Here is a 20,537-nt window from a genome sequence, read left to right as displayed (position 1 = left end):
CCGCTGGAGAGACGTACGGCTGCCCGGCGGTGGTCCGGTCCGCGCGCTCATGCCCCCGGCCGGCCTGTCCGGAGTCATCCCGCGGATGGGCCCCGTGCCCGCTCTGGGAGAGCACACCGACCGTGTCCTCGCCGAACTCGGATACGACACGGCCAGGACGGATGCCCTGCGCTTCGACGGCGTCATCTGACCGGTTCGTCCGCTCGACGCGTCCGGACCGGGCGGACATGTCGCTCCACCGGACAAGGAGGGCCGCAGTATGGGCACGCTGGACGTCCTGCCCGAGGACGAGAGACTTGTGGTGCGCACCGTGCGTGACTTCGTGGACAGGGACGTCAAGCCTGTTGTCCGCGAGCTGGAACACGCCGACACCTACCCGGAGTCGCAGATCGAGCAGATGAAACGGCTCGGCATCTTCGGGCTCGCCATTCCCGAGGAGTACGGCGGTACGCTCGTGTCCACCTCCTGCTACGTCCTGGTCACCGAGGAACTGGCCCGGGGCTGGATGAGCCTGGCCGGGGCGATGGGCGGCCACACTGTCGTCGCGAAGCTGCTTCTGCACTTCGGCACCCGGGAGCAGAAGCACCGCTACCTGCCGAAGATGGCCACCGGCGAGATCAGGGCGACCATGGCCCTCACCGAACCCGGTGGCGGCTCCGATCTCCAGGCGCTGCGTACGGTGGCCCGCAAGGAACCGGTCGGTGGATACGTCATCGACGGCGTCAAGACCTGGATCACCAACTCGCGCCGCTCGCAGTTGATCGCGCTGCTGTGCAAGACCGATCCGGCGGCCGCACCCGCGTACCGAGGCATCTCCATCCTTCTCGTCGAGCACGGCGCCGGCCTCACGGTCTCCCGAGATCTGCCGAAGCTCGGCTACAAGGGAGTCGAGAGTTGCGAGTTGTCGTTCGCGGGCTACCGGGCGCCCGCGGACGCCGTACTCGGGGGCGCCGAGGGCCAGGGATTCACGCAGATGATGAAGGGCCTGGAGACCGGGAGACTGCAGGTCGCCGCGCGGGCACTGGGCGTCGGCCGCGCAGCGCTTGAGGACTCCCTGACGTATGCCCAGGAGCGCCACTCGTTCGGCAAGCCCATCTGGCGGCACCAGTCGGTGGGCAACCACCTCGCGGACATGGCCACGTCGCTCACCGCGGCGCGTCAGCTGACCCTGTACGCCGCGCGCGAGGCCGACGCGGGGCGCCGCGTCGACATGGAGGCGGGCATGGCCAAGCTCTTCGCCTCGGAGACCGCCATGCAGATCGCCCTGAACGCGGTCCGGGTCCACGGCGGCTACGGCTACTCGACCGAGTTCGACGTGGAGCGCTACTTCCGCGATGCGCCCCTGATGATCGTCGGCGAGGGAACCAACGAGATCCAGCGGAACGTGATCGTGCGCCAGCTCGTCGAGCGCGGAGGCCTTGACGCGTGAGGAGGGTGCCGGCGGCAGGAACGGGAGGGCGGCGGACGCGTTGATGGTCCGTCGCCTTGGTGATCCCTCCCCCGCCGGCAGCCGTGTGCCGCCCACCGGGCCCCTGTCAGCGACGGCTTGAGGCGGCCAGCAGCGGCAGCGAGACCGTCTCCGCCTGCGCCCGGTGGCCCGCGATGTTCACATGAATGCCGTCGCCGATGTCGTAGCGCTTGTCGATGCTGTTGGGCGCGACCGGATCTTTGATCACGTGATCGAAGTCGATCACTCCGTCGCAGGCACCGCCGCAACTCCCCTGATTGCGCAGGTACGTGCCCACGTCCCAGCGGTAGCGGTTCATCCGGTCCGTGTAGATGGGGCGGGGCGTGGTCGGAACGACGTAGACCTCGATGCCCGCGCGGTGCAGCCGCGCGATGCTCTCCCGGTGGGCGGCGATCACTTGTTGCGAGGTGCAGCCGTGCTGGAGATCGTTCGTGCCGTAGAAGAAGATCACGCCGGTGACGCCGTGCAGAGCCAGGACGTCGCGTTCGAGGCGGGCGCCTGCGTCAAGTCCGGCGACCGACGACGGAGTGCCCGGGCAGTGCGCGGACGCGGTCGTGCCGTTGACTCCCGCGTTGGCGACGGCCAGCTGCCGGTCGGCGGGCAGCTCCCGGACGATGCGACGGGCGAGCACGTCGGTCCAGCGGTTGTCGGTGCTCGGCGGCTTGCAGCCGGGACCGCAGTCGGTGCTCCCGGCTCCGTCCACGACGGAGCTGCCGTAGGCGACGATCGTTCCCTTGACGCGCGGGTTGCGGACGTCCACGGCACTGACCAGGTAGGTGGCGTATGTCGTCTGCGTGTACGCCGTCGCTCCGGTGTCTCCGACGTGGTCACCGCTGCCCGGCTCGGTGAGGTAGTTGCCGCGCCAGGAGACGCTGTGCTCCCCGGGGCGGATGGTGCCGGGGACATGCAGGCTGACGGCGAGGTCCGTCTGTGGCGTGGTACCCAGGGACACCGGGTCGCTCCATACCTCGCCGCCGGCGGGCACCGTGACGCCGCGCTGCCCGCGGAAGGCGAGTGGGCGGGTGGTGCCGGGGCGGGTGGCCGGCCCGCCGGCGCTGATCGCCACCGCCCCCCGGCCGATGGTGAGAGGCCCGTTCGCGAACTTGTTCTGGATGCGCACGCGTACGGCGTCCCCGCCCTGGCTCAGGCGGGCGATGGAGCGGACTGTCTGATCGGTGAGGGACGCCGATGCGAGACCCTGCTGGGACTGCGCCCACGCGGTGTGCCAGGCCTGGCCGCCCGGCGCCCCGACGGTCCCGCCGGCTCCGAAGGCAGGTGCCGAGGCCGTGAGGGAGGCGAGGAGTACGCCGGTTGCCGCGAGTGTGCCGGTCTTCGTGGTGAGGCGCATTGTGATCCTGTCTCTCGGTCGGTTCCGATCACGCGGTGGGCCGGTGCCCGGGGCGCGTCCTGTGCGCGCTGTCAGTCCGTTGCGGTGAGGTGCTGGCGTCCGGCACTCGCGAAGGAGCGCAGCTCGCGCCGTACGTCGGGACCGGTGGGCGTGTAGACGACCTCCTGGAAGCCGTAGGAGGCGAGCCGCGCGAGCTGGACACCCACCCGGTCCGGGCCGCCCACCATGCGCCTGACATCGATGTGTTCGAGCAGCCGCCTGTCGCGGGGGAGCAGGTGGGTGACGTGGCCCTCGTAGGCCAGCAGGTGGCGTTGGTCCTCCGGGGCGAGCGACTCCAGTTCTTCACGCCAGGCCCGGCCGCCGGGCAGCGCGTCGACGCCTTCCGCGCCCTTTGTGGCATAGGCGTTGTGCCAGTCGACGACCCGCCATGGTCCGACTGCTTCGCGGACACGGTCGGAGGCCGGGTCCTCGCCGGATTCGAGCACGGTGCCGGATGCGATGGTCGCGGTGGGCAGGGTGGGATGGGGCGGGCCGATGACGCCGTCGGCCGCTTCGGCCGCGAGAGCGGTACCGCGCGGTCCGAAGGCACTGATCCACAGGGGTACCTCGACCGGCCGTGGTGCCGTGAGCCCGTCGGCGTGCAGCATCCGGGCCGGGGCACCGGCCACCTCCACGACGTCCCCTGCGAGCAGGCCTCGCACCGCACTGACGTAGTGCCCCAGCCGGACCAGCGTCATCGGACGCTGCCCCATGGCAAGGCGTGCGGTGGAACCCGTCCCGAAGCAGGCCCGGAACCGGCCCCGTGAGATGCGGGCCACGGTGGCGATGGCAGAAGCCATCGCCATCTCCGACCGCTCGTCCGGGATGAGGACGGCGGTCGCCAGACCGATCCGTGTCGTGCGCCGCGCGGCGAGGGCGAGGTGGACGAAGGGGTCCTCCCACAGCGGCGCCGAATCGTAGATCCACACGCGGTGGTAGCCCAACTGCTCAGCCAGAGCGGCCAGGTCGGCGAAGTCGGGTCCCGGTGGCAGGCCGCAGGACAGCTCCAGATCAGCCATGCCGGTGACCGCCGCTCGTATGTCCGCCCTGACGGTTCCTCACCGTGTGCCCTCCTGACCCGGGGCCCGCGCCGGCGGGTCGAAACCAGCGACGATGACGGCGTTGGTGACCGCTGCGGCCTGCCGCAGGGGTCTGGCCTCCTGGTAGCCGGCCGACTCGTACCAGGCACGTGCCGCTTCCACCGAGGCGAACTCGACGACGACGGTCCGGTCGCCGTGCCATTCGCCTTCCAGCACCTGGGGGCAAGGGTCGACGGCCCGGACGCGAGCGCCGCCCTCCACCATCGACGCGGCGGATGCCTTGCCGTAGGCGGCCATGCCCTCCTCGTCCCGGATGGCCTCGGTCATGATGACGTAGCCCTTGGGCATCGGGTCTCCTTTTCGTTCGGCCGAGCGTCAGCCCGTTGTCGTGATGGCGTGCTCGGGGCACATGGCGGCGGCCCTGCGGACCGACTGTTCGTGCTCGGCGGGTATCTCGGACAGGAGCACCACGGAGAATCCGTCGTCGCTCAGGTCGAAGACCTCGGGACAGATGCCGCAGCACACACCGTGTCCGCGGCAGCGGTCGTCATCGACCGTGACCTTCATCGCCCCTCGCTCTCGGCGGTGTCGAATTCCAGGTGCAGTTCGGTCAGCCCGCGCAGAATGAACGTCGGGACGTAGCTGTAGTGCCGCGCGTCCACCGGGCCGTGCGCCCGCTCGGAGATCCTGATGTCCTTCGTGCGGTCCAGGAGGCGTTCGATCACCACCCGTGCCTCGGCCCGGGCCAGTGGGGCGCCCGGGCAGCTGTGGATCCCGCGGCCGAAGGCGAGATGGCGCCGTGCGTTGGAGCGCTCGACGTCGAAGACCGCCGGATCCTCGAACTGGCGCGGGTCGCGGTTCGCCGCACCGTTGACGAGCATCACCGTGGTTCCGGCGGGCAGCTCGACACCGCCCACGGTCGTGGCCTTCCTCGACAGCCGGAAGTCGCCCTTGATCGGGCTCTCCGTGCGCAGCGACTCCTCGATGAACAGGGGAACACGCCGGCGCTCGGCCCGCAGCAGCCGCTGGAGGTCCGGGTTCTCGGCGAGGGTCCGGAGCGCCGAACCGAGCAGGCGCACCGTGGTCTCCTGGCCGGCCGCGAACAGATTGGCGGCCACGCGCACCACGTCGGCGACCTCGGGCGTCGTCCCGTCGGGGAAGGTGGCGGCGGCCAGCCCGGTCAGCACGTCCTCGCGTGGATGACGACGGCGCTGCTCGATGTACGTGGTGAACCGTCCGTAGAGGAACTCCAGGGGCGTGTGCTCCATCGTCTCCTCGCCGGTGCTGCCGATGCCGGGCTCGTCCGCCTCCGGGCGCTGGAGCCTGGCCCGGAACTCTGCCCGGTCCTCCTCGGGCACGCCGAGCAGGTCGGCTATGACGAGCATGGTGAACGGTCCCGCGAAGTCGCGGACGACGTCTCCCTCTCCCCGGGCCAGATAGGTGTCCAGCAACTCGTCGGCGATGTGCCACATGGCGGCCTCGTTCTCCTTGAGGCGCTTGGGTGTGATGAGCCGCATCAGCAAGGCGCGATGGGCGGTGTGCACGGGCGGGTCGAGGGTCGGCAGCTGATCGCTCATCGGCAGCTCGTCACGGTGCCGTGTGATCAGCTCGCTGACGTCGTCCCCCTCCAGGGGGACCGGGAATCCGGGGAACGGGCCGGTGACCGAGGTGCATGACGAGAACGTCTCGTGGTCGTTGTAGATCTGTACCGCCTCGTCGTAGCCCGTGACCATCACCACGTCATGGTGCGGTTCACGCTGTACAGGACACCGCGTGCGCAGATGTTCGAAGTAGGGATAGGGGTCCGTGACGAGCGCGTCGTCCCGGAAGAAGTCGATCGCGTCGTAATCCGTCATGGGTGGGAACCCTCCATTCGTCGTGCCGTTTCGGGTGCGCCGACGGCTCAGGGCCGCGTCCGGGGGAGGAACGGACAGGCAGCCCGACCGCACGGACCGGGCCGTACAGCGTGGGCCCCCGCATGACGCGTGCCACCGCGTCACCTCCTGTGTGTCACGGACAACGAGGACGATAGCTTGCCTCTCCCTGTCGGAGAAGAGCGTTATCGCCAACCTGTCGGCGCTTGGCGGACGGAGCCGCCGTCCCGGGGCTGCGTCGACTCGGTCGCAACGGAAGTGCATGCGGGACGGCTTGACGATTACGCAAAATTGAGAATACCGTTCTCGCGATCAGAGATCGCTGTTGCCGAGTGAAGTGAACGAGCGGCGTCGTAAACTGGAGGAACCGACCCCATGGCGCATTTCAAGAAGCCCGAAGAGGGCACCTGGACCGAGCACCTCAAAGTCGACACGGAGCCGGTCTCCTACGCGGACTCGACCTCGCCCGAGCACTACGAGCTGGAGCGGGAGGCCATCTTCAAGCGGACCTGGCTCAACGTCGGTCGTGTCGAGCAGATCCCGCGCAAGGGCAGCTACTTCACCAAGGAACTGGACGCGGCACGGACCTCGGTCATCGTGGTGCGCGGCACCGACGGTGAGGTGCGCGCCTTCCACAACGTGTGCCGGCACCGCGGCAACAAGCTGGTGTGGAACGACTTCCCACGCGAGGAGACCAGCGGCGTCTGCCGCCAGTTCACGTGCAAGTACCACGCTTGGCGCTACGACCTGGACGGCAAGCTCGCCTTCGTCCAGCAGGAGGGCGAGTTCTTCGACCTGGACAAGTCGGACTACGGGCTCAAGCAGGTCCAGGCCGAGGTCTGGGAGGGGTTCATCTTCGTGAACCTCGACACCGAGAACACCACGCCGCTGCGGGAGTACATGGGCGAGCTGGGCAAGGGCATCGAGGGCTACCCGTTCCACAAGCTCACCCAGGTGCACAAGTTCCGGGCCGAGATCGGCAGCAACTGGAAGCTCTTCATCGACGCGTTCGCCGAGTTCTACCACGCGCCGATCCTGCACTCCGGCCAGTACATGCCGGACCAGGCACGAAGGATCCAGAAGTACGGCTACGAGGGGCTCCACTACGACATCGACGGCCCGCACAGCATGGTGTCCTCCTGGGGAGGCATCGCGCCGCCGCACGACCGCGAGATGGTCAAGCCCATCGAGGCGGCGCTGCGCAGCGGTCTGTTCGGCCCGTGGGACGCCCCGGACATCGGCATGACCACCGACGAGCTGCCGCCGGCCGTCAACCCCACCCGGGACCCGCGCTGGGGCATGGACTCCTTCGTGTTCTTCCCCAACTTCATGCTGCTGATCTGGCGGCCGAACTGGGTGCTCACCTACCACTACTGGCCGACCTCGTACAACACGCACATCTTCGAGGGGACGTGCTACTTCGTCCCGCCGAAGAACGCCTTCGAGCGGCTCCAGCAGGAACTGGCCGCCGTCTCGTTCAAGGAGTACGGCCTCCAGGACGGCAACACCCTCGAAGCGACCCAGACGATGCTCGAGTCGGGCACGGTGGACCGCTTCCCACTGAACGACCAGGAGGTGCTCCTGCGCCACCTCCACCGCTCCGCCGAGGAGCGCGTCCGCGACCACCAGCGTCGTACGTCCGGCGCCCCGGCAGCGTCCTGACCCCGAGGAGGACCACACCATGGCCAGTGCATTCCCCGAGGGCTTCGAAGCCCTGGACCCGTTCGTCGACTGGGCGGTTCCCACGGAGAAGGCCCGGTACACCAAGCGGATCACCAGCACGATGGACGAGCTCGACGCCTTCTACGACGTCGCCTTCCCCCTGCTGAAGTCCGGCACGGCCTACCTGGAGAAGACCTCCATGGAGGGCATCTCCGAGCCGGACAAGCGGCTGCTGTGGCTGTTCTGCTCGCTGGTGACCGTCGCCTTCTCCGTGGAGGCGTGGCGCCAGCCCAGGGTCCCCGACTCGGGACCCTCCGCCATCGACGCGATCGTCGAACCGGCCGTCTGACCGTTCATGCGAAGAAGCGCCGTGACCCGCCGATCCGTTCGCCCGGTGGGTCACCGGCGCCCCGCACGCCTCCGTACCTTCCGCAAGCTGTCCCCAGGGATTCCCCATGTCCATTTCGACGAGGCTGCCCGGACCGCGGCGGCTCTTCGCGTCCGCCACCGCGGCAGTACTGCTCATGACGGCCGGCTGCTCCGGCGGGGGGCCGGACTCTCCCGACCCGTCGCAGAAGGCGACCAGACTCTCGCTCTCCATCCAGGGCGCCCCCGCGTCGTTCGAGCCGACCCGCATAGACGCGGGTCAGTCGTCGTACGTCTGGAGGGCGCTCTACGACACGTTGCTCCACATCGACAACGACGGCCGACTCCAGCCCCACGCGGCGCAGCGCTACGAGTACTCCGCGGACCGGCGCACCCTCACCCTCACCCTGCGCAAGGGCATGACCTTCTCGTCCGGGGCACCGGTGAACGCGGCCGCGGTGAAGGCGACCCTGGAGCGCATCCGTGACACCCCCGGCCCCAACCAGGCGAACATCGCGGACGCGGTGGCCTCGGTGGAAGCCCCCGACGACCTGACCGTCGTCGTCGGACTGAAACGCCCGTCCGGCTCGCTGCTGTGGAACCTCGCGGGCGTCAACGGCGTGATCGCGGATCCGGCCACCATGGCCCGGGCGAGCACGGCGACGGATCCGGTCGGATCGGGGCCCTACACCCTGGACAAGGGTGCCACCGTGAACGGTTCGGACTACACGCTGAAGAAGCGCAAGGGGCACTGGAACGCCGACGCCTATCCGTTCGAGACCGTCCGGGTCCGCGTCATGGGCGACCGGGCCGCCGTGGTCAACGCGTTGCGCGCCGGCGAACTCAACGCGGGCAGTGTCGATCCCACCCAGGTCGGTCCGCTGAGGTCGGCCGGGCTGCGGATCAGCCCGGTGAAGGCCTTCACGGTGGGCAACCTGGTGCTCGCCGACCGCGCGGGCACGTCACTGGAGCCGCTCGGCGACGTACGGGTGCGACGGGCGATCAACATGTCCTTCGACCGCACCAAGCTGGTCGCCGCCTTCCTCAAGGGCGTCGGCGTGCCCTCCACCCAACTGTTCAACCCCAAAGGGCAGGCGTACGACGCACAGCTGGACAAGGCCTACCCCTTCGACATCGCCGCCGCCAGGAAACTCATGGCCGAAGCCGGTTACGCCCAGGGCTTCCCGGTGAAGATGCCGAGCTTCGTCACCACCAAGCCGTTCGAGCCCGTCATCGCCCAGAGCCTCGCCGCGATCGGCATCAAGGTGACCTGGGAGGCGGTGCCGATCCAACGGCAGGCCACCACGCTCGCCGCGGCGAAGTACCCGATGTACTTCGTCATCTACGGCCTCGACACCGATGCCGTCCTGACCACCCTGTACACCATGCCCGGCACTCCCACGAACCCCTTCAAGTCTTCCGACCCGGATCTCACCGCGCTGATCGGCCAGGCGAACAGGGCCGGCGACCCGGCCGGGGCAGGTGCCGCCTACCGAGGCATCAACAAGTTCTTCGTGGACAACGCCTGGTTCGCCCCCCTCATGGACATCGGGGTCACCTGGGTCACCGGCAAGGGCGTCAAGCACCTCGGCGACGGCTCCTCGACCGCGATCGACATCCGCAATTTCGGCACCGCCGGCTGAGACCGCTCCGGGCGGACCCGGGGGACCGCCCGGAGCTTCGATCCGTGAGCCGAAGGACACGTGACATGCTCTTGTACGTCGCACGACGCCTGGCCACCGGGCTGGTGTTGGCACTCCTGGTGACCCTGATCACCTTCCTCCTCCTCGCACCCTCCTTCGACGCCATCGTGGGCAACCGGCTCGGCGCGGGGGCCACCGCCGAATCGATCCGGGCGATGAAGACCCAGATGGGCCTCGACCGGCCGGTGCTCGCCCAGTACTCCGACTGGCTGGCACGCGTGGCCCGAGGCGATCTGGGCGATTCATTCTTCACGGGCGAGCGCGTCGGACATACCGTCGGGCAGCACCTCGGCGTGACGATGTCGATCGTGCTCGTCACCCTGGCCCTCTCCGTCGCGTTCAGCGTCGCGCTGGGCGTTACGGCCGCCTGGCGCGGGGGCATCGCCGACCGTGTGGTCCAAGCCGTGTCCCTCACCGGGCATCTCGTACCCAACCTGCTCGTCGCCATAGCCCTCGTGTACCTGCTGTCGATCCGCCTCGGCCTGCTCCCCGCGACCGGCTTCACCCCTCTCACCGACGATCCCGCCACGTGGGCCCGGTCCATCGTCATCCCGGTGACCGCACTGCTCATCGCCAGCATGGCGGGACTGACCGCACAGATCCGCGGCGCCATGACCGACGAACTCCGCAAGGACTACGTGCGCACGCTGCGCACGCGTGGCATACCGGCGCGCTCCATCATCCTCCGCCACGCCCTGCGCAACGCCTCCGGGCCCGCCCTCACCGTGCTTTCCTTCGAGTTCATCGCGATGCTGGGTGGCGCCCTCATCATCGAGAAGGTGTTCGCCATACCGGGCTTCGGCAGCTACGCCTTCGACGCCTCCCTCCAAGGAGACGTCCCGGTCATCATGGGGATCACCCTCTTCGCCGTTCTGCTGGTCGTGGTGGTCAACCTCGCCGTCGACCTCGTGAACGGGTGGCTCAACCCGAAGGCGAGGATCCTGTGACCGACGGCCTCGGACCCACCCGCCCCCGCGCCCCGCGCCGCACGGCGGCCCTGCGCAAGTTGCTGCGTGACCCACAGGCGCTGACCACGGCGACCGTCCTGCTGACGGTCGTCGCCCTCGGCCTGCTGGCACCCGTGCTCACCCAGCACGGCGTCAACGAGGCCTCGCTCGAGCACGTCGACGCGGACCCCGGCACCGGCGACTACCTGCTCGGCGGCGACCGCAGCGGCCGGGACATCTGGGCCCGGCTGCTGGGATCGGTCAACACCAGTGTCGTCTCGGCGCTGATCGGAACGGGCGTCGCACTGGTCATCGGCCTCACGGCTGGTCTGGTCGGCGGCTACTACGACCGCCTCAGGAGCATCACGGAATGGGTGTTCAGTCTGGTCATGACCTTCCCCGGGCTGCTGCTCCTCATCGTGCTCATGCCGATGACCAAGGGCGACCACCGGGTGACCATGCTCATCTTCGGTGTGCTGCTGTCGCCCGGCGTGTACCGGTTGGTGCGCAATCTCGTGCTCGGGGTGAAGAACGAGCTGTTCGTGGACGCGGCCAGGGTTTCCGGGCTGCCCGACGCGCGCATCCTGCGCCGGCACGTGCTCTTCGCCATCCGCGGCCCGGTCATCATCGCCGCCGCGTTCCTGTGCAACGCCTCCATCGGAGTCCAAGCGGGCCTGGCTTTTCTCGGCGTCGGATCCGCCACGGTTCCCAGCTTCGGCTCCATGATCTCCGAGGGCTTCGCCAACCTGTACATCGAACCCTTGCAGATCGTCTGGCCGAGTCTCCTGCTCGGCGTCATCACGGTCTCCCTCGTCCTCTTCGGCAATGCGCTGCGCGACGTCCTGGAGGGAACCGTTTCCGCGCCGTCCAAGAACACCGCTCGATCGTCCCTCGCCACTCGCACCGCCCCGGTGGGGGCCACGCCGCCGGAGCTGCTGGTCATCGAGGACCTGACGATCGCCTATCCCACGCCCTCGGGCGAACTGAAGGAGGTGGTCAGCGGAGTTCACCTGCGCCTGGAGGCGGGGGAGACGCTCGGTCTCGTGGGCGAATCCGGTTCGGGAAAGACGCAGACGGCCTTCGCGTCACTCGGCGTACTGCCGCGCGAAGCGGTGGTGACACGCGGCTCCATCCGCCTGGAGGGGCGTGAGCTCCTCGGCGCGAGCGAGCGGGAGCTGCAGCGCCTGCGAGGCCGAACCATCGGATACGTTCCGCAGGAGCCCATGTCCAACCTCAACCCGTCCTTCACGGTGGGAGCCCAGTTGGCCGAGGGCCTGCGGGCGGCAGCCGACGTCTCACGCGCTGAGGCCCGGGAGCGCATGCTGACCCTGCTGGAACGGGTGGGGATCCCAGATCCGCCACGGACCTTCGCCTCCTACCCCCACCAGATTTCCGGTGGCATGGCCCAGCGCGTGCTCATCGCCGGAGCCGTGGCGGCCGGGCCGAAGCTGCTGATCGCCGACGAACCGACCACCGCCCTCGACGTCACCGTCCAGGCCGAGATCCTCGACCTGCTGCGCGACCTCCAGAAGGAACTGCACATGGCGGTGCTGCTGGTCACCCACAACTTCGGGATCGTCGCCGACAGCTGTCGCCGGATCGCCGTCATGCGCCAGGGCGAGATCGTCGAAACGGGCACCTGCCTCGACATATTCCGGGCGGCCGAGCATCCCTACACAAGGATGCTGCTGGACTCCGTCCTCGATGAGCACAGCGTACGCAGAGATCCCCCGCCCTCCGTGTCCCGCATCCTGGCGAAGGAGGAACGGTGACCGTACCCCTGCTGGAGGTGGAGGACCTCCGCCTCACGTACCGGAGCCGCGGCCGGAGCCTGCGAGCCAGACCCGTGGAGGTGCTGCACGAGGTGTCCCTCACCGTGGCCGAGGGGGAGACTCTCGGCCTGGTCGGCGAGTCCGGTTCCGGAAAGACCACCATCGGCCGGGCCGTGCTCGGCCTGGCCCGGCCGAGCGCCGGCAGTATCACCTGGGACGGCCAGGACATCACCCACGCCGGCCGCAGGGAACGCCGTGCCCTGGCCCGTGACATCCAGGTGGTGTTCCAGGACCCCTACAGCTCACTGAATCCGGCGCTGACCATCGGTGACACCCTCGCCGAGCCGCTGACCGTCCAAGGTGTCGGCGCGAGGGAGGCCCGCCGAAAGGTGGGCGCGCTGCTGGACCGGGTGGGCCTGCCCGCTGACGCGTCCCAGCGGCTGCCGCGCGAGTTCAGCGGCGGCCAGCGGCAGCGCGTCGCCATCGCCCGTGCTCTCGCCCCCGAGCCACGCCTGATTGTCTGCGACGAACCCGTCTCCGCACTGGATCTGTCCACTCAGGCGAGGGTGCTGGATCTGTTCATCGACATCCAGCGCCGCACCGGAGTCGCTTACCTCTTCATCTCCCACGATCTGGCCGTCGTGCGCCACATCAGCCACCGCGTGGCGGTTCTGCACCGCGGCGAAGTGGTGGAGACCGGCCCCGCCCCCGCCGTCACCTCTGCCCCGCGGCACCCCTACACCCGGCGACTCGTGCTTGCGTCCCCGGTCGCGGACCCGGTCGAACAGGAGAAACGCCGGGCCGCGCGGGGACGGCTCACCGTCTCGGTGGAAACGTCGCCGACGCCGGACAGTACGGGGGCGACAGCAGTGCAGAAAACGGACTTTCACCGCGGAACCCGATGACCGGTGCGCGAACCGGGCCAGAAACCGGTGACGGGAGGGGCGGCCCGGCCCGGCCCTTGGTCTGGACGGGCCGAGTGCTTCGAAGCGGCGGACACCGGTTTCCGCTTGTGCCCAGGTCAGGCACACGTCCGGGAACGGGTACGCCGGGCGGCCCGTACGACCCGTGCCCCACAGCGAACAGGAGCTGCGCCTGATGGAGATTTCTTCCCCCTCCGCCCCCTCCTGCTGCGCGCCCCGAAGCAGCGAGGCGGCCCGCCGGCCGCTGACTGTGCCACCGGCCGACCACCGGGGCTCCCTGGACGGCATGATCCGTGTTCCCGGTGGTGACTTCCTGATGGGCACCGACGACGAAGAGGGGTCCCCGGCGGACGGTGAAGGTCCCGTGCGGACGGTGCGGGTCAGCACCTTCCACATCGACGCGCACGCCGTCAGCAACGACGAGTTCGCCGCGTTCGTCGACGCCACCGGCCATGTCACCGAGGCCGAACACATCGGCTGGTCCTACGTGTTCGCCGGCTTCCTGCCCGGCCCGCTGCGGCGCGGAGCACCCCGCCCGGCCCGCACCCCCTGGTGGTGCGGGGTCACCGGAGCACGCTGGGACCGGCCCGAGGGCCCGGGCAGCACACCGGACCGTCGCGAGAACCACCCGGTGGTGCACATCTCCTGGAACGACGCCGCCGCGTACTGCGCCTGGGCAGGCAAGCGGCTGCCCACCGAAGCCGAGTGGGAGTACGCCGCGCGTGGCGGCCTGGAACAGAAGCGCTACCCGTGGGGTGACGAGCTCGACCCCGGCGGCACATACCGGTGCAACATCTGGCGGGGCGCCTTCCCCACCAAGAACACCGCCGCGGACGGCTACCGGGGCACCGCACCCGTCGATGCCTTCGCACCCAACGGTTACGGGCTGCACAACACCTCGGGCAACGTGTGGGAATGGTGCGCCGACTGGTGGAGCACGGCCCACCCTGCCGGGACGAGGACCGACCCGAAAGGGCCGGACAGGGGGCAGGAGAAGGTCATCCGCGGGGGCTCGTACCTGTGCCACCGGTCCTACTGCAACCGCTATCGCGTCGCCGCCCGCACCGCCTGCACACCAGACGGAGGCAGCGGGCACACCGGGTTCCGCTGCGCCCGGGACGCCTGAGAGACACGTGACCGACAGCCGAAGGAGCACCGCGGCATGAAAGCCATCATGGTGATGTTCGACAGCCTCAACCGGCACATGCTGCCGCCCTACGGCTGTGACTGGACGCACGCCCCCCACTTCACACGGCTGGCCGAACGGGCCGCGACGTTCGACAACTGCTACGCGGGCTCCATGCCCTGCATGCCGGCCCGGCGGGAGATCCACACCGGACGCCATAATTTTCTGCACCGCAGCTGGGGCCCGCTGGAACCCTTCGACGACTCGATGCCCGAACTGCTCAAGCTCGCAGGTGTGCACACCCACCTGGCGAGCGACCACCCCCATTACTGGGAGGACGGCGGCGCTACCTATCACAGCCGTTACAGCACCTGGGAGTTCTTCCGCGGCCAGGAGGGCGACCCATGGAAGGGGCACGTCGCCGACCCGCCCACGCCCGAGGCGGACGTCAAGGAGCTGCGCCCGGAGAGTTATCGGCAGGACTGGGTGAACCGGCTGTACATGCAGACGGAGGACCGCCACTCGCAGACCCTCACCTTCGACGCGGGACTGGAGTTCATCCGCACCAACCACGAGCAGGACCGCTGGTTCGTGCAGATCGAGACGTTCGACCCGCACGAACCGTTCTTCAGCCACAAGCAGTACAAGGACCTCTACCCGCACGACTACGACGGCCCGCACTTCGACTGGCCCGACTACCGGCAGGTCACCGAGACCGACGCACAGACCGAACACGCCCGTCTCGAGTACGCCGCGCTGCTGTCCATGTGCGACAGGTCGCTGGGCCGTGTCCTCGACGCGATGGACGAACACGGCCTCTGGCAGGACACCCTGCTGATCGTCTGCACCGACCACGGCCTGCTGCTCGGTGAGAAGAACTGGTGGGGCAAGTCGGTGCAGCCCTGGTACAACGAACTGGTCCACCTCCCGCTGTTCGTCTGGGACCCCCGGACGGATACCGCCGGCACGCGTCGTGAGGCTCTCGTGCAGACCATCGACCTGGCACCCACCCTGCTGGAGTTCTTCGGCGTGGACCGCCCCGCCGACATGCAGGGCGTCCCCCTGCCCGTCGCCTCCGACCGCCCGGTCCGTGAAGCAGGACTGTTCGGCATCCACGGAGGACACGTCAACGTCACCGACGGCCGCTACGTGTACATGCGCGCACCCGTCTCCGCCGACAACACACCGCTGTACGAGCACACGCTCATGCCCACCCACATGCGCGGGCGCTTCACCACCGAGGAACTGACCGACCTCGAACTGGCCGGACCCTTCACCTTCACCAAGGGCGTCCGCACACTCCGGACGACCGGGCGGACCTTCTTCAACCCGCACCGGTTCGGCACACTCCTCTACGACCTGTGGTCCGATCCGCAACAGCGCTCACCGATCGTCGACGACGAGGTGGAGCTTCGCATGGCCGGCCTGCTCGTCACCCTCATGCACGCGAACGACGCCCCGCCGAGCCAGTACGAACGCCTGGGCCTGCCCGCTGACGGCCCGGCGGACACCACTCACCTCCTGGTGCGCGAGCAACGCCACCAGGCGCAGCAGGCCGCCGAGCCACTGCCCCGGCCGGAGGACTTCCCCGCCGGCCGTTTCTCCCTGCGCACCCCGATCTCGGCTCTTCTGTCCGACCCCTCGGCCGTCGAAGTCCTGCGTGGCCACCTTCCCGCCCTCGTCGACACCGAATTCCTCCAGACGATCAGTTCGACTTCCCTCATTTCCCTCGCCGCCCTGTCCGGCGGCATGATCCCCTCCAAGACCCTGCACCTGCTGGCGGAGGAACTCGCCGCACTGTGAAACGGGGCAGGACACAACAGGGCCCTTGGGCCGAGGCGGGGAGGTGAGGAAGAACGGGGCCGGCACGTCGGATCGCGGCACGGAACAGTCTGGCCCGCCTGCCACCACGGAGACGAACATGACGGCTTCCCGCCACGGGTCCCGCGTGCCGCACGCAAGGCCGCGGGACCGCCGGCTGCTGATGCGCGTCGGGTCACGATCCAGATGCCCCTCGTAAACGTTTCCGGTGTGCATTCCTCATCCACGACTTCGCCTTGTTCTTGATGGTGTGCCATCCGTGATGACGAGGAAAACAGCAGTGGGACCTGCTGGAATCGACGTTGCGCAATGCTTCACGATTTGTCACCGCCGGATGTGGGGCAGGGCGGCAGGGCCAGGACGCAGCCGCCGACGGGAACGATGGGGACCGGCCGGGGAACCGTGAGTCCGCCGCGCGGACCGTGTGACGATCACCGCCCTCGGGCGTGTCCCGCCCCAGGGGCCACCCGACGTTTTCTGTTTCGGGGGACTGGCGCGACAATGCGCGTATGGGCACCTCGACAGAACTCCCGGCCGACGGCCTGGCGATCCGGCAACCGCGCCAGGAACGCACCCGGCAGGCATGGGCGCGCATCCTGGACGCCGGTGTGAAGATCATCGAGGAGGGGGGCTACGAAGCGTTCACCATCGCCGCTGTGTGTGAACGTGCCAAGGTAGCCCCCCGCGCCGTCTACGACCGCACCTCCAGCAAGGACGCTCTGTTCCTGGCCGTGTACGAACACGGTGTCGCTCGTGTCCTCGTCGACCAGCAGGTCTTCACCGAGCCCCGCCGCTGGGAGGGCTTGCCACCGGCCGAACTGATCACCGACGTGGTCACGGAACTGACCGCTTTGTTCGCCCGGCACACCGCCTTCCTCAAACCCGTCCTCCTGCTGTCCGGCGCCCATCCCGAAGTCCTGCGTCGCGGACGCGGCCATGTCCACCTGCTCGCTGACGCCGTCACCGGCCTGTTGCTCACCGTTCGGGGGCACTTCACCCACCCCGATCCCGAGGCCGGGGCCCGGCAGTGTTTCGCCACTGCCTTCTCCGCCTGCGTGGTCCGCACCGCCCACGGCGCGGACTTCGCCACCGCACCGGTCGACCACGACACATTCACGGCTCACCTCGCCCTGAGCATCACACGCACGCTGCTCGCTCCTCATCCCGCCGCGTGACCGGAACCGGTCGCCCGGATTCGCGGCGCGGACGACGCCGGAGCCGCGACGAGCGGAGGCCGGGCCCCGGCATCCGTGACGTGGATCGTCCGGCATGTGCACAAGCGATCTCATACTCCCTGTCAAGGCGGTCACCTGCGAAGTTACGCTCCGCTGGTGACAGTGACGTGGCAGATCAGCAAGGGCGTGGCGACGGTTCGGCTGGACCGGCCGCCGGTCAACGCCTTGGACATCGCGACCCAGGACCGCATCCGGGAGATCGCTGAGGAAGTCGGCCGGCGGGAGGATGTCAGGGCGGTCGTGCTCCGGGGCGGCGAAAAGGTGTTCGCTGCGGGTGCGGACGTGAAAGAGATGCAGCCCATGGACCACACGGCCATGGTGCTGAGGGCACGCGCCCTGCACGAGTGCTATGACGCCGTGGCCGGCATCCCCCAGCCCGTGGTGGCCGCGATCACCGGCTACGCGCTCGGCGGCGGCTGCGAGCTGGCTCTGTGCGCCGACTACCGCATCGCGGCGGACACCGCGCGTCTCGGGCAGCCGGAGATCCTGCTCGGGCTCATCCCCGGCGCGGGCGGCACGCAGCGCCTGGCCCGGCTCGTCGGACCGTCCAAGGCCAAGGACCTGATCTTCACAGGACGCCAGGTGAAGGCCGAGGAGGCCCTGCGGCTCGGACTCGTCGACCGGGTCGTCCCTGCCGACGAGGTGTACGAGGCCGCCTTCGCCTGGGCGGCCCGACTGGCCGCCGGGCCGGCACTCGCTCTGCGAGCCGCCAAGGAAGCCGTCGACCAGGGGCTGAACACCGATCTGGCGACCGGGCTGGCCATCGAACGCGCCCTGTTCTCCGGCCTGTTCGCCACCGAGGACCGTGAGACCGGTATGCGGAGCTTCATCGAGGAAGGGCCAGGGCGGGCCCGGTTCCGCTGACCGGGCGGCGCGGCGAGCGGCAGGAGGGGGAGGAGCGCCGCAGCGCTCCTCCCCCTCCTGCTCGTCCCGCCCGTACTCGCTCGTCGGTGACGCGGCGATGCGGCGGGAGCCGCATCCGGCACGGACTGCGCGGCCGGAGCGGCCACCGGGACGACCGGTTGCTGCTCGGCCGTTCAGTCCAGCCGCTCAGCGGAGCCCTGCGTGCGGATCAGTACGGCTCGGCCAGCCGGGCATGAGCCGCGGGCATCGGGATCTCCAGCATCCTGCGATCCTGCTCGGTCGGGGTACCCGACTCGGTGCGCAGCAGCGCGGCCGAGTACTGCTGGACGAATCCGGCCCGCGGCATGCGCCGCTCCCACCAGGACCGCAGCGCCTCGTCCAGGTCGTCGGACGCGTCGAGGCACCGGGCGAGCACCACGGCGTCCTCGGCGGCCATGGCCGCGCCCTGAGCCATGTGCGGGCTGCTGGCGTGGGCGGCGTCCCCGGCCACCGCGATACGTCCGCGGTACCACGGCTCGTCCACCGTCACCTGCTCGATCGGGCTGTAGGCGGCCGGCGCCTTCTCGCTCAGCGTGCCGCCCAGCTCGCCGATCCAGCCGCTGAACTCACCCAGCAGGGACTGGATGCGCTCGACGATCTGCGCGGAGGACGGTCGCGGGCGGATGCTCTCCTCGGGGACGACGAGCGCCACGTAGCAGCTGGTCTCGCTGAGCGGGATGAGGGTGGCCTTGATGCTCCCGGCGAGGGCGTAGACGATCCGGTCCAGCTCCGGCGGGCGCGGCAGACTGATCCGCCAGCACGCGAACCCCGTGTACTCGGCGTCGTACCGGTCGCCGAAGAGGTGGCGGCGAACCTGCGAGCGGATGCCGTCGAAACCGACCAGGAGGTCGTACCGCCCGTTCGCCGGCACGGCGGCGTCCGCCATGGCAGCGCTGAACGTGACGTCCACACCGCCGGGGCCCTCCGAGACGGAGGCGATGGTCGAGCCGTGGTGGAGCCGCGCCCCGGCATCACGCGCCGCGCCGAGCAGGACGCGGCACAGCTCGGCCCGCTGGATCGCGTTGTTCGGCGGCATGCCCTGGAACAGGGAGGGAGGGATGTCCACCATCGTGCTGCTGTCGGACGCCGCCATGCGCAGGTCACTGAACTGGTAGCCGGCCCGCAGGCATTCGTCGAGGACGCCGATCTCCTCCATGACGCCCAGTGCGTTGCCGGGCTGGTTCAGGCCCACGCCGAGCACGGAACCGGGCGGACGGTGCTCGACCACGTCGACATGGACGCCTCGCCGGGCCAGCGCGGTGGCGGCCACGAGGCCGCCGATGCCGCCGCCCTGGACCAGGACACGGGAAACGGATGTCATGAGGGGCTCCCGGCGGGGTGCGTGCGACGGCTGCGCGCAGGCGGCACGGGATGCACCTCCGGGCCTGCCACCAGCCGGTTCTCGATGTGGCCGATGCCCTCGGTCTCCATGCGGACGACATCGCCCGGCTGCAGAGGGGCCGGGGCGGTGTCAGGGCTGGTCTTCCACAGTTCGCCGAGGCAGCCGGTGCCGCAGGTGCCGGAGCCGAGGACGTCGCCCGCCCGGACCACGGTGCCGCGTGAGGCGTACGCGAGCATTTCGGGGAAGGTCCAGGACATGTGGGCGGAGCTGTCACCGCCGGTGCGCTTGCCGTTGAGGAACACCTGGGAGGTGAGGGACAGCACACCGTCCTCGTCCCACACGTCGGCGAACTCGTCCGCGGTGACCAGCCAGGGGCCGAGTGTGGTCGCGGTGTCCTTGGACTTGGAGGGGCCGAGCGGCAGGGTGAGTTCCCGGGTCTGGAAGTCGCGTGCCGACCAGTCGTTGAGGATGGTGAAGCCGAGGATGTGCTCCCGGGCCTCGGCGACCGAGAGGTCGGAGCAGGCCTTCCCGACGACGGCGCCGAGCTCCAGCTCGAAGTCGAACCGCTGGGCGCCCGGCGGCACCGCCACCGGGGCGTAGGGAGCGACCACCGCGACGGGGTTGGAGAAGTAGAAACCGGGCTCGGCGAACCATCCCTCGGGGACCTCATCCATGAGGGCCGTGACGTGGTTCTCGTACGTGAGGTAGTCGCGGATGGACGGCGGCTGCAGGAGCGGGCCGAACACCGCCTCGTCCAGCGGGAGTACGGCACCTCCGAGGACCCGGCGGGCCACGTCGTCGAGAGCCTCCTGCCCGCCCTCGACGACCTGGAGCAGGGTCTCGGGAGTGGGCAGTACGCGGACGCTGTCGCCGTCCCGCACCCCCACCCGGGGCCCGTCGGGGGTGAGAAGCGTGGTGAGTTTCACGGGTAGGACGTCCTTGTCACAGGATGTGCGGACCGGAGCGGT

Annotated in this window: 18 protein-coding genes and 1 pseudogene; 12 read left to right on the top strand and 7 right to left on the bottom strand. The window is 69.5% G+C overall.

The window, feature by feature from the left end:
• Both VN520_RS39325 and VN520_RS39320 read left to right on the top strand, forming a co-directional pair.
• Positions 1-190, top strand: a pseudogene (locus VN520_RS39325) (CoA transferase); the annotation flags it as partial.
• Positions 191-259: 69 nt separating this feature from the next.
• The gene (locus tag VN520_RS39320; RefSeq protein ID WP_325751756.1) at positions 260-1,429 is read left to right on the top strand and encodes an acyl-CoA dehydrogenase family protein; all 1,170 of its coding nucleotides are present in this window, start codon (positions 260-262) and stop codon (positions 1,427-1,429) included.
• Between the two features lie 106 nt (positions 1,430-1,535).
• On the opposite strand, the gene VN520_RS39315 is transcribed toward VN520_RS39320, so the two are convergent.
• The 5 genes from VN520_RS39315 to VN520_RS39295 all read right to left on the bottom strand — a co-directional run bounded on the left by VN520_RS39315 (position 1,536) and on the right by VN520_RS39295 (position 5,751).
• On the bottom strand, positions 1,536-2,816 hold the full coding sequence (locus VN520_RS39315) for a GDSL-type esterase/lipase family protein (RefSeq protein ID WP_325751755.1): 1,281 nt from the start codon (positions 2,814-2,816) through the stop codon (positions 1,536-1,538).
• A 71-nt stretch (positions 2,817-2,887) separates the two neighbouring features.
• Positions 2,888-3,874, bottom strand: coding sequence for an LLM class flavin-dependent oxidoreductase (locus VN520_RS39310; RefSeq protein ID WP_325751754.1), 987 nt, complete (start codon positions 3,872-3,874; stop codon positions 2,888-2,890).
• A 39-nt stretch (positions 3,875-3,913) separates the two neighbouring features.
• On the bottom strand, positions 3,914-4,243 hold the full coding sequence (locus VN520_RS39305; RefSeq protein ID WP_325751753.1) for a DUF1330 domain-containing protein: 330 nt from the start codon (positions 4,241-4,243) through the stop codon (positions 3,914-3,916).
• Between the two features lie 27 nt (positions 4,244-4,270).
• Positions 4,271-4,462 carry a ferredoxin gene (locus VN520_RS39300; RefSeq protein ID WP_325751752.1) on the bottom strand — a complete coding sequence of 64 codons (192 nt, stop codon included), beginning with the start codon at positions 4,460-4,462 and terminating at the stop codon, positions 4,271-4,273.
• Positions 4,459-5,751, bottom strand: a complete 1,293-nt coding sequence (locus VN520_RS39295; RefSeq protein ID WP_325751751.1) for a cytochrome P450 — start codon at positions 5,749-5,751, stop codon at positions 4,459-4,461. Before VN520_RS39295 ends, VN520_RS39300 begins: the two co-directional genes overlap by 4 nt.
• Positions 5,752-6,144: 393 nt before the next feature.
• Here VN520_RS39295 and VN520_RS39290 point away from each other — a divergent pair, with 393 nt between their 5' ends.
• The 10 genes from VN520_RS39290 (at position 6,145) to VN520_RS39245 (ending at position 18,188) form a co-directional block, all read left to right on the top strand.
• Positions 6,145-7,431, top strand: a complete 1,287-nt coding sequence (locus tag VN520_RS39290; protein ID WP_325751750.1) for an aromatic ring-hydroxylating dioxygenase subunit alpha — start codon at positions 6,145-6,147, stop codon at positions 7,429-7,431.
• A gap of 19 nt (positions 7,432-7,450) precedes the next feature.
• Positions 7,451-7,780 (top strand): hypothetical protein, encoded by a 330-nt coding sequence (locus VN520_RS39285; protein WP_325751749.1) that lies wholly within the window; start codon positions 7,451-7,453, stop codon positions 7,778-7,780.
• Positions 7,781-7,886: 106 nt separating this feature from the next.
• Complete coding sequence (locus VN520_RS39280; protein ID WP_325751748.1) at positions 7,887-9,440, top strand: ABC transporter substrate-binding protein; 1,554 nt, start codon at positions 7,887-7,889, stop codon at positions 9,438-9,440.
• A 65-nt stretch (positions 9,441-9,505) separates the two neighbouring features.
• On the top strand, positions 9,506-10,447 hold the full coding sequence (locus VN520_RS39275) for an ABC transporter permease (RefSeq protein ID WP_325751747.1): 942 nt from the start codon (positions 9,506-9,508) through the stop codon (positions 10,445-10,447).
• A complete protein-coding gene (locus VN520_RS39270) occupies positions 10,444-12,219 on the top strand; it encodes a dipeptide/oligopeptide/nickel ABC transporter permease/ATP-binding protein (protein WP_325751746.1) in 1,776 nt (591 codons plus the stop codon). The genes VN520_RS39275 and VN520_RS39270 overlap by 4 nt, the downstream gene beginning before the upstream one ends.
• The gene (locus VN520_RS39265; RefSeq protein WP_325751745.1) at positions 12,216-13,124 is read left to right on the top strand and encodes an ATP-binding cassette domain-containing protein; all 909 of its coding nucleotides are present in this window, start codon (positions 12,216-12,218) and stop codon (positions 13,122-13,124) included. The genes VN520_RS39270 and VN520_RS39265 overlap by 4 nt, the downstream gene beginning before the upstream one ends.
• Positions 13,125-13,317: 193 nt before the next feature.
• Positions 13,318-14,268, top strand: a complete 951-nt coding sequence (locus VN520_RS39260; RefSeq protein ID WP_414720088.1) for a formylglycine-generating enzyme family protein — start codon at positions 13,318-13,320, stop codon at positions 14,266-14,268.
• Between the two features lie 36 nt (positions 14,269-14,304).
• Positions 14,305-16,071 (top strand): sulfatase, encoded by a 1,767-nt coding sequence (locus VN520_RS39255; protein WP_325751744.1) that lies wholly within the window; start codon positions 14,305-14,307, stop codon positions 16,069-16,071.
• Between the two features lie 527 nt (positions 16,072-16,598).
• Positions 16,599-17,264 (top strand): helix-turn-helix domain-containing protein, encoded by a 666-nt coding sequence (locus VN520_RS39250; RefSeq protein WP_325751743.1) that lies wholly within the window; start codon positions 16,599-16,601, stop codon positions 17,262-17,264.
• Positions 17,265-17,420: 156 nt separating this feature from the next.
• Entirely contained in the window at positions 17,421-18,188 is a 768-nt protein-coding gene (locus VN520_RS39245; protein WP_325751742.1) for an enoyl-CoA hydratase/isomerase family protein, read from the top strand.
• Between the two features lie 208 nt (positions 18,189-18,396).
• On the opposite strand, the gene VN520_RS39240 is transcribed toward VN520_RS39245, so the two are convergent.
• Both VN520_RS39240 and VN520_RS39235 read right to left on the bottom strand, forming a co-directional pair.
• Positions 18,397-19,548: an FAD-dependent monooxygenase gene (locus VN520_RS39240; protein WP_325751741.1), complete on the bottom strand. Its 1,152-nt coding sequence runs from the start codon at positions 19,546-19,548 to the stop codon at positions 18,397-18,399.
• Positions 19,545-20,495 carry a fumarylacetoacetate hydrolase family protein gene (locus VN520_RS39235; protein WP_325751740.1) on the bottom strand — a complete coding sequence of 317 codons (951 nt, stop codon included), beginning with the start codon at positions 20,493-20,495 and terminating at the stop codon, positions 19,545-19,547. Before VN520_RS39235 ends, VN520_RS39240 begins: the two co-directional genes overlap by 4 nt.
• Positions 20,496-20,537: the final 42 nt, after the last annotated feature.

The organism is Streptomyces sp. (assembly GCF_035563135.1).
GTDB lineage: Bacteria > Actinomycetota > Actinomycetes > Streptomycetales > Streptomycetaceae > Streptomyces.
This window is presented reverse-complemented; position numbering and strand designations above follow the sequence as displayed.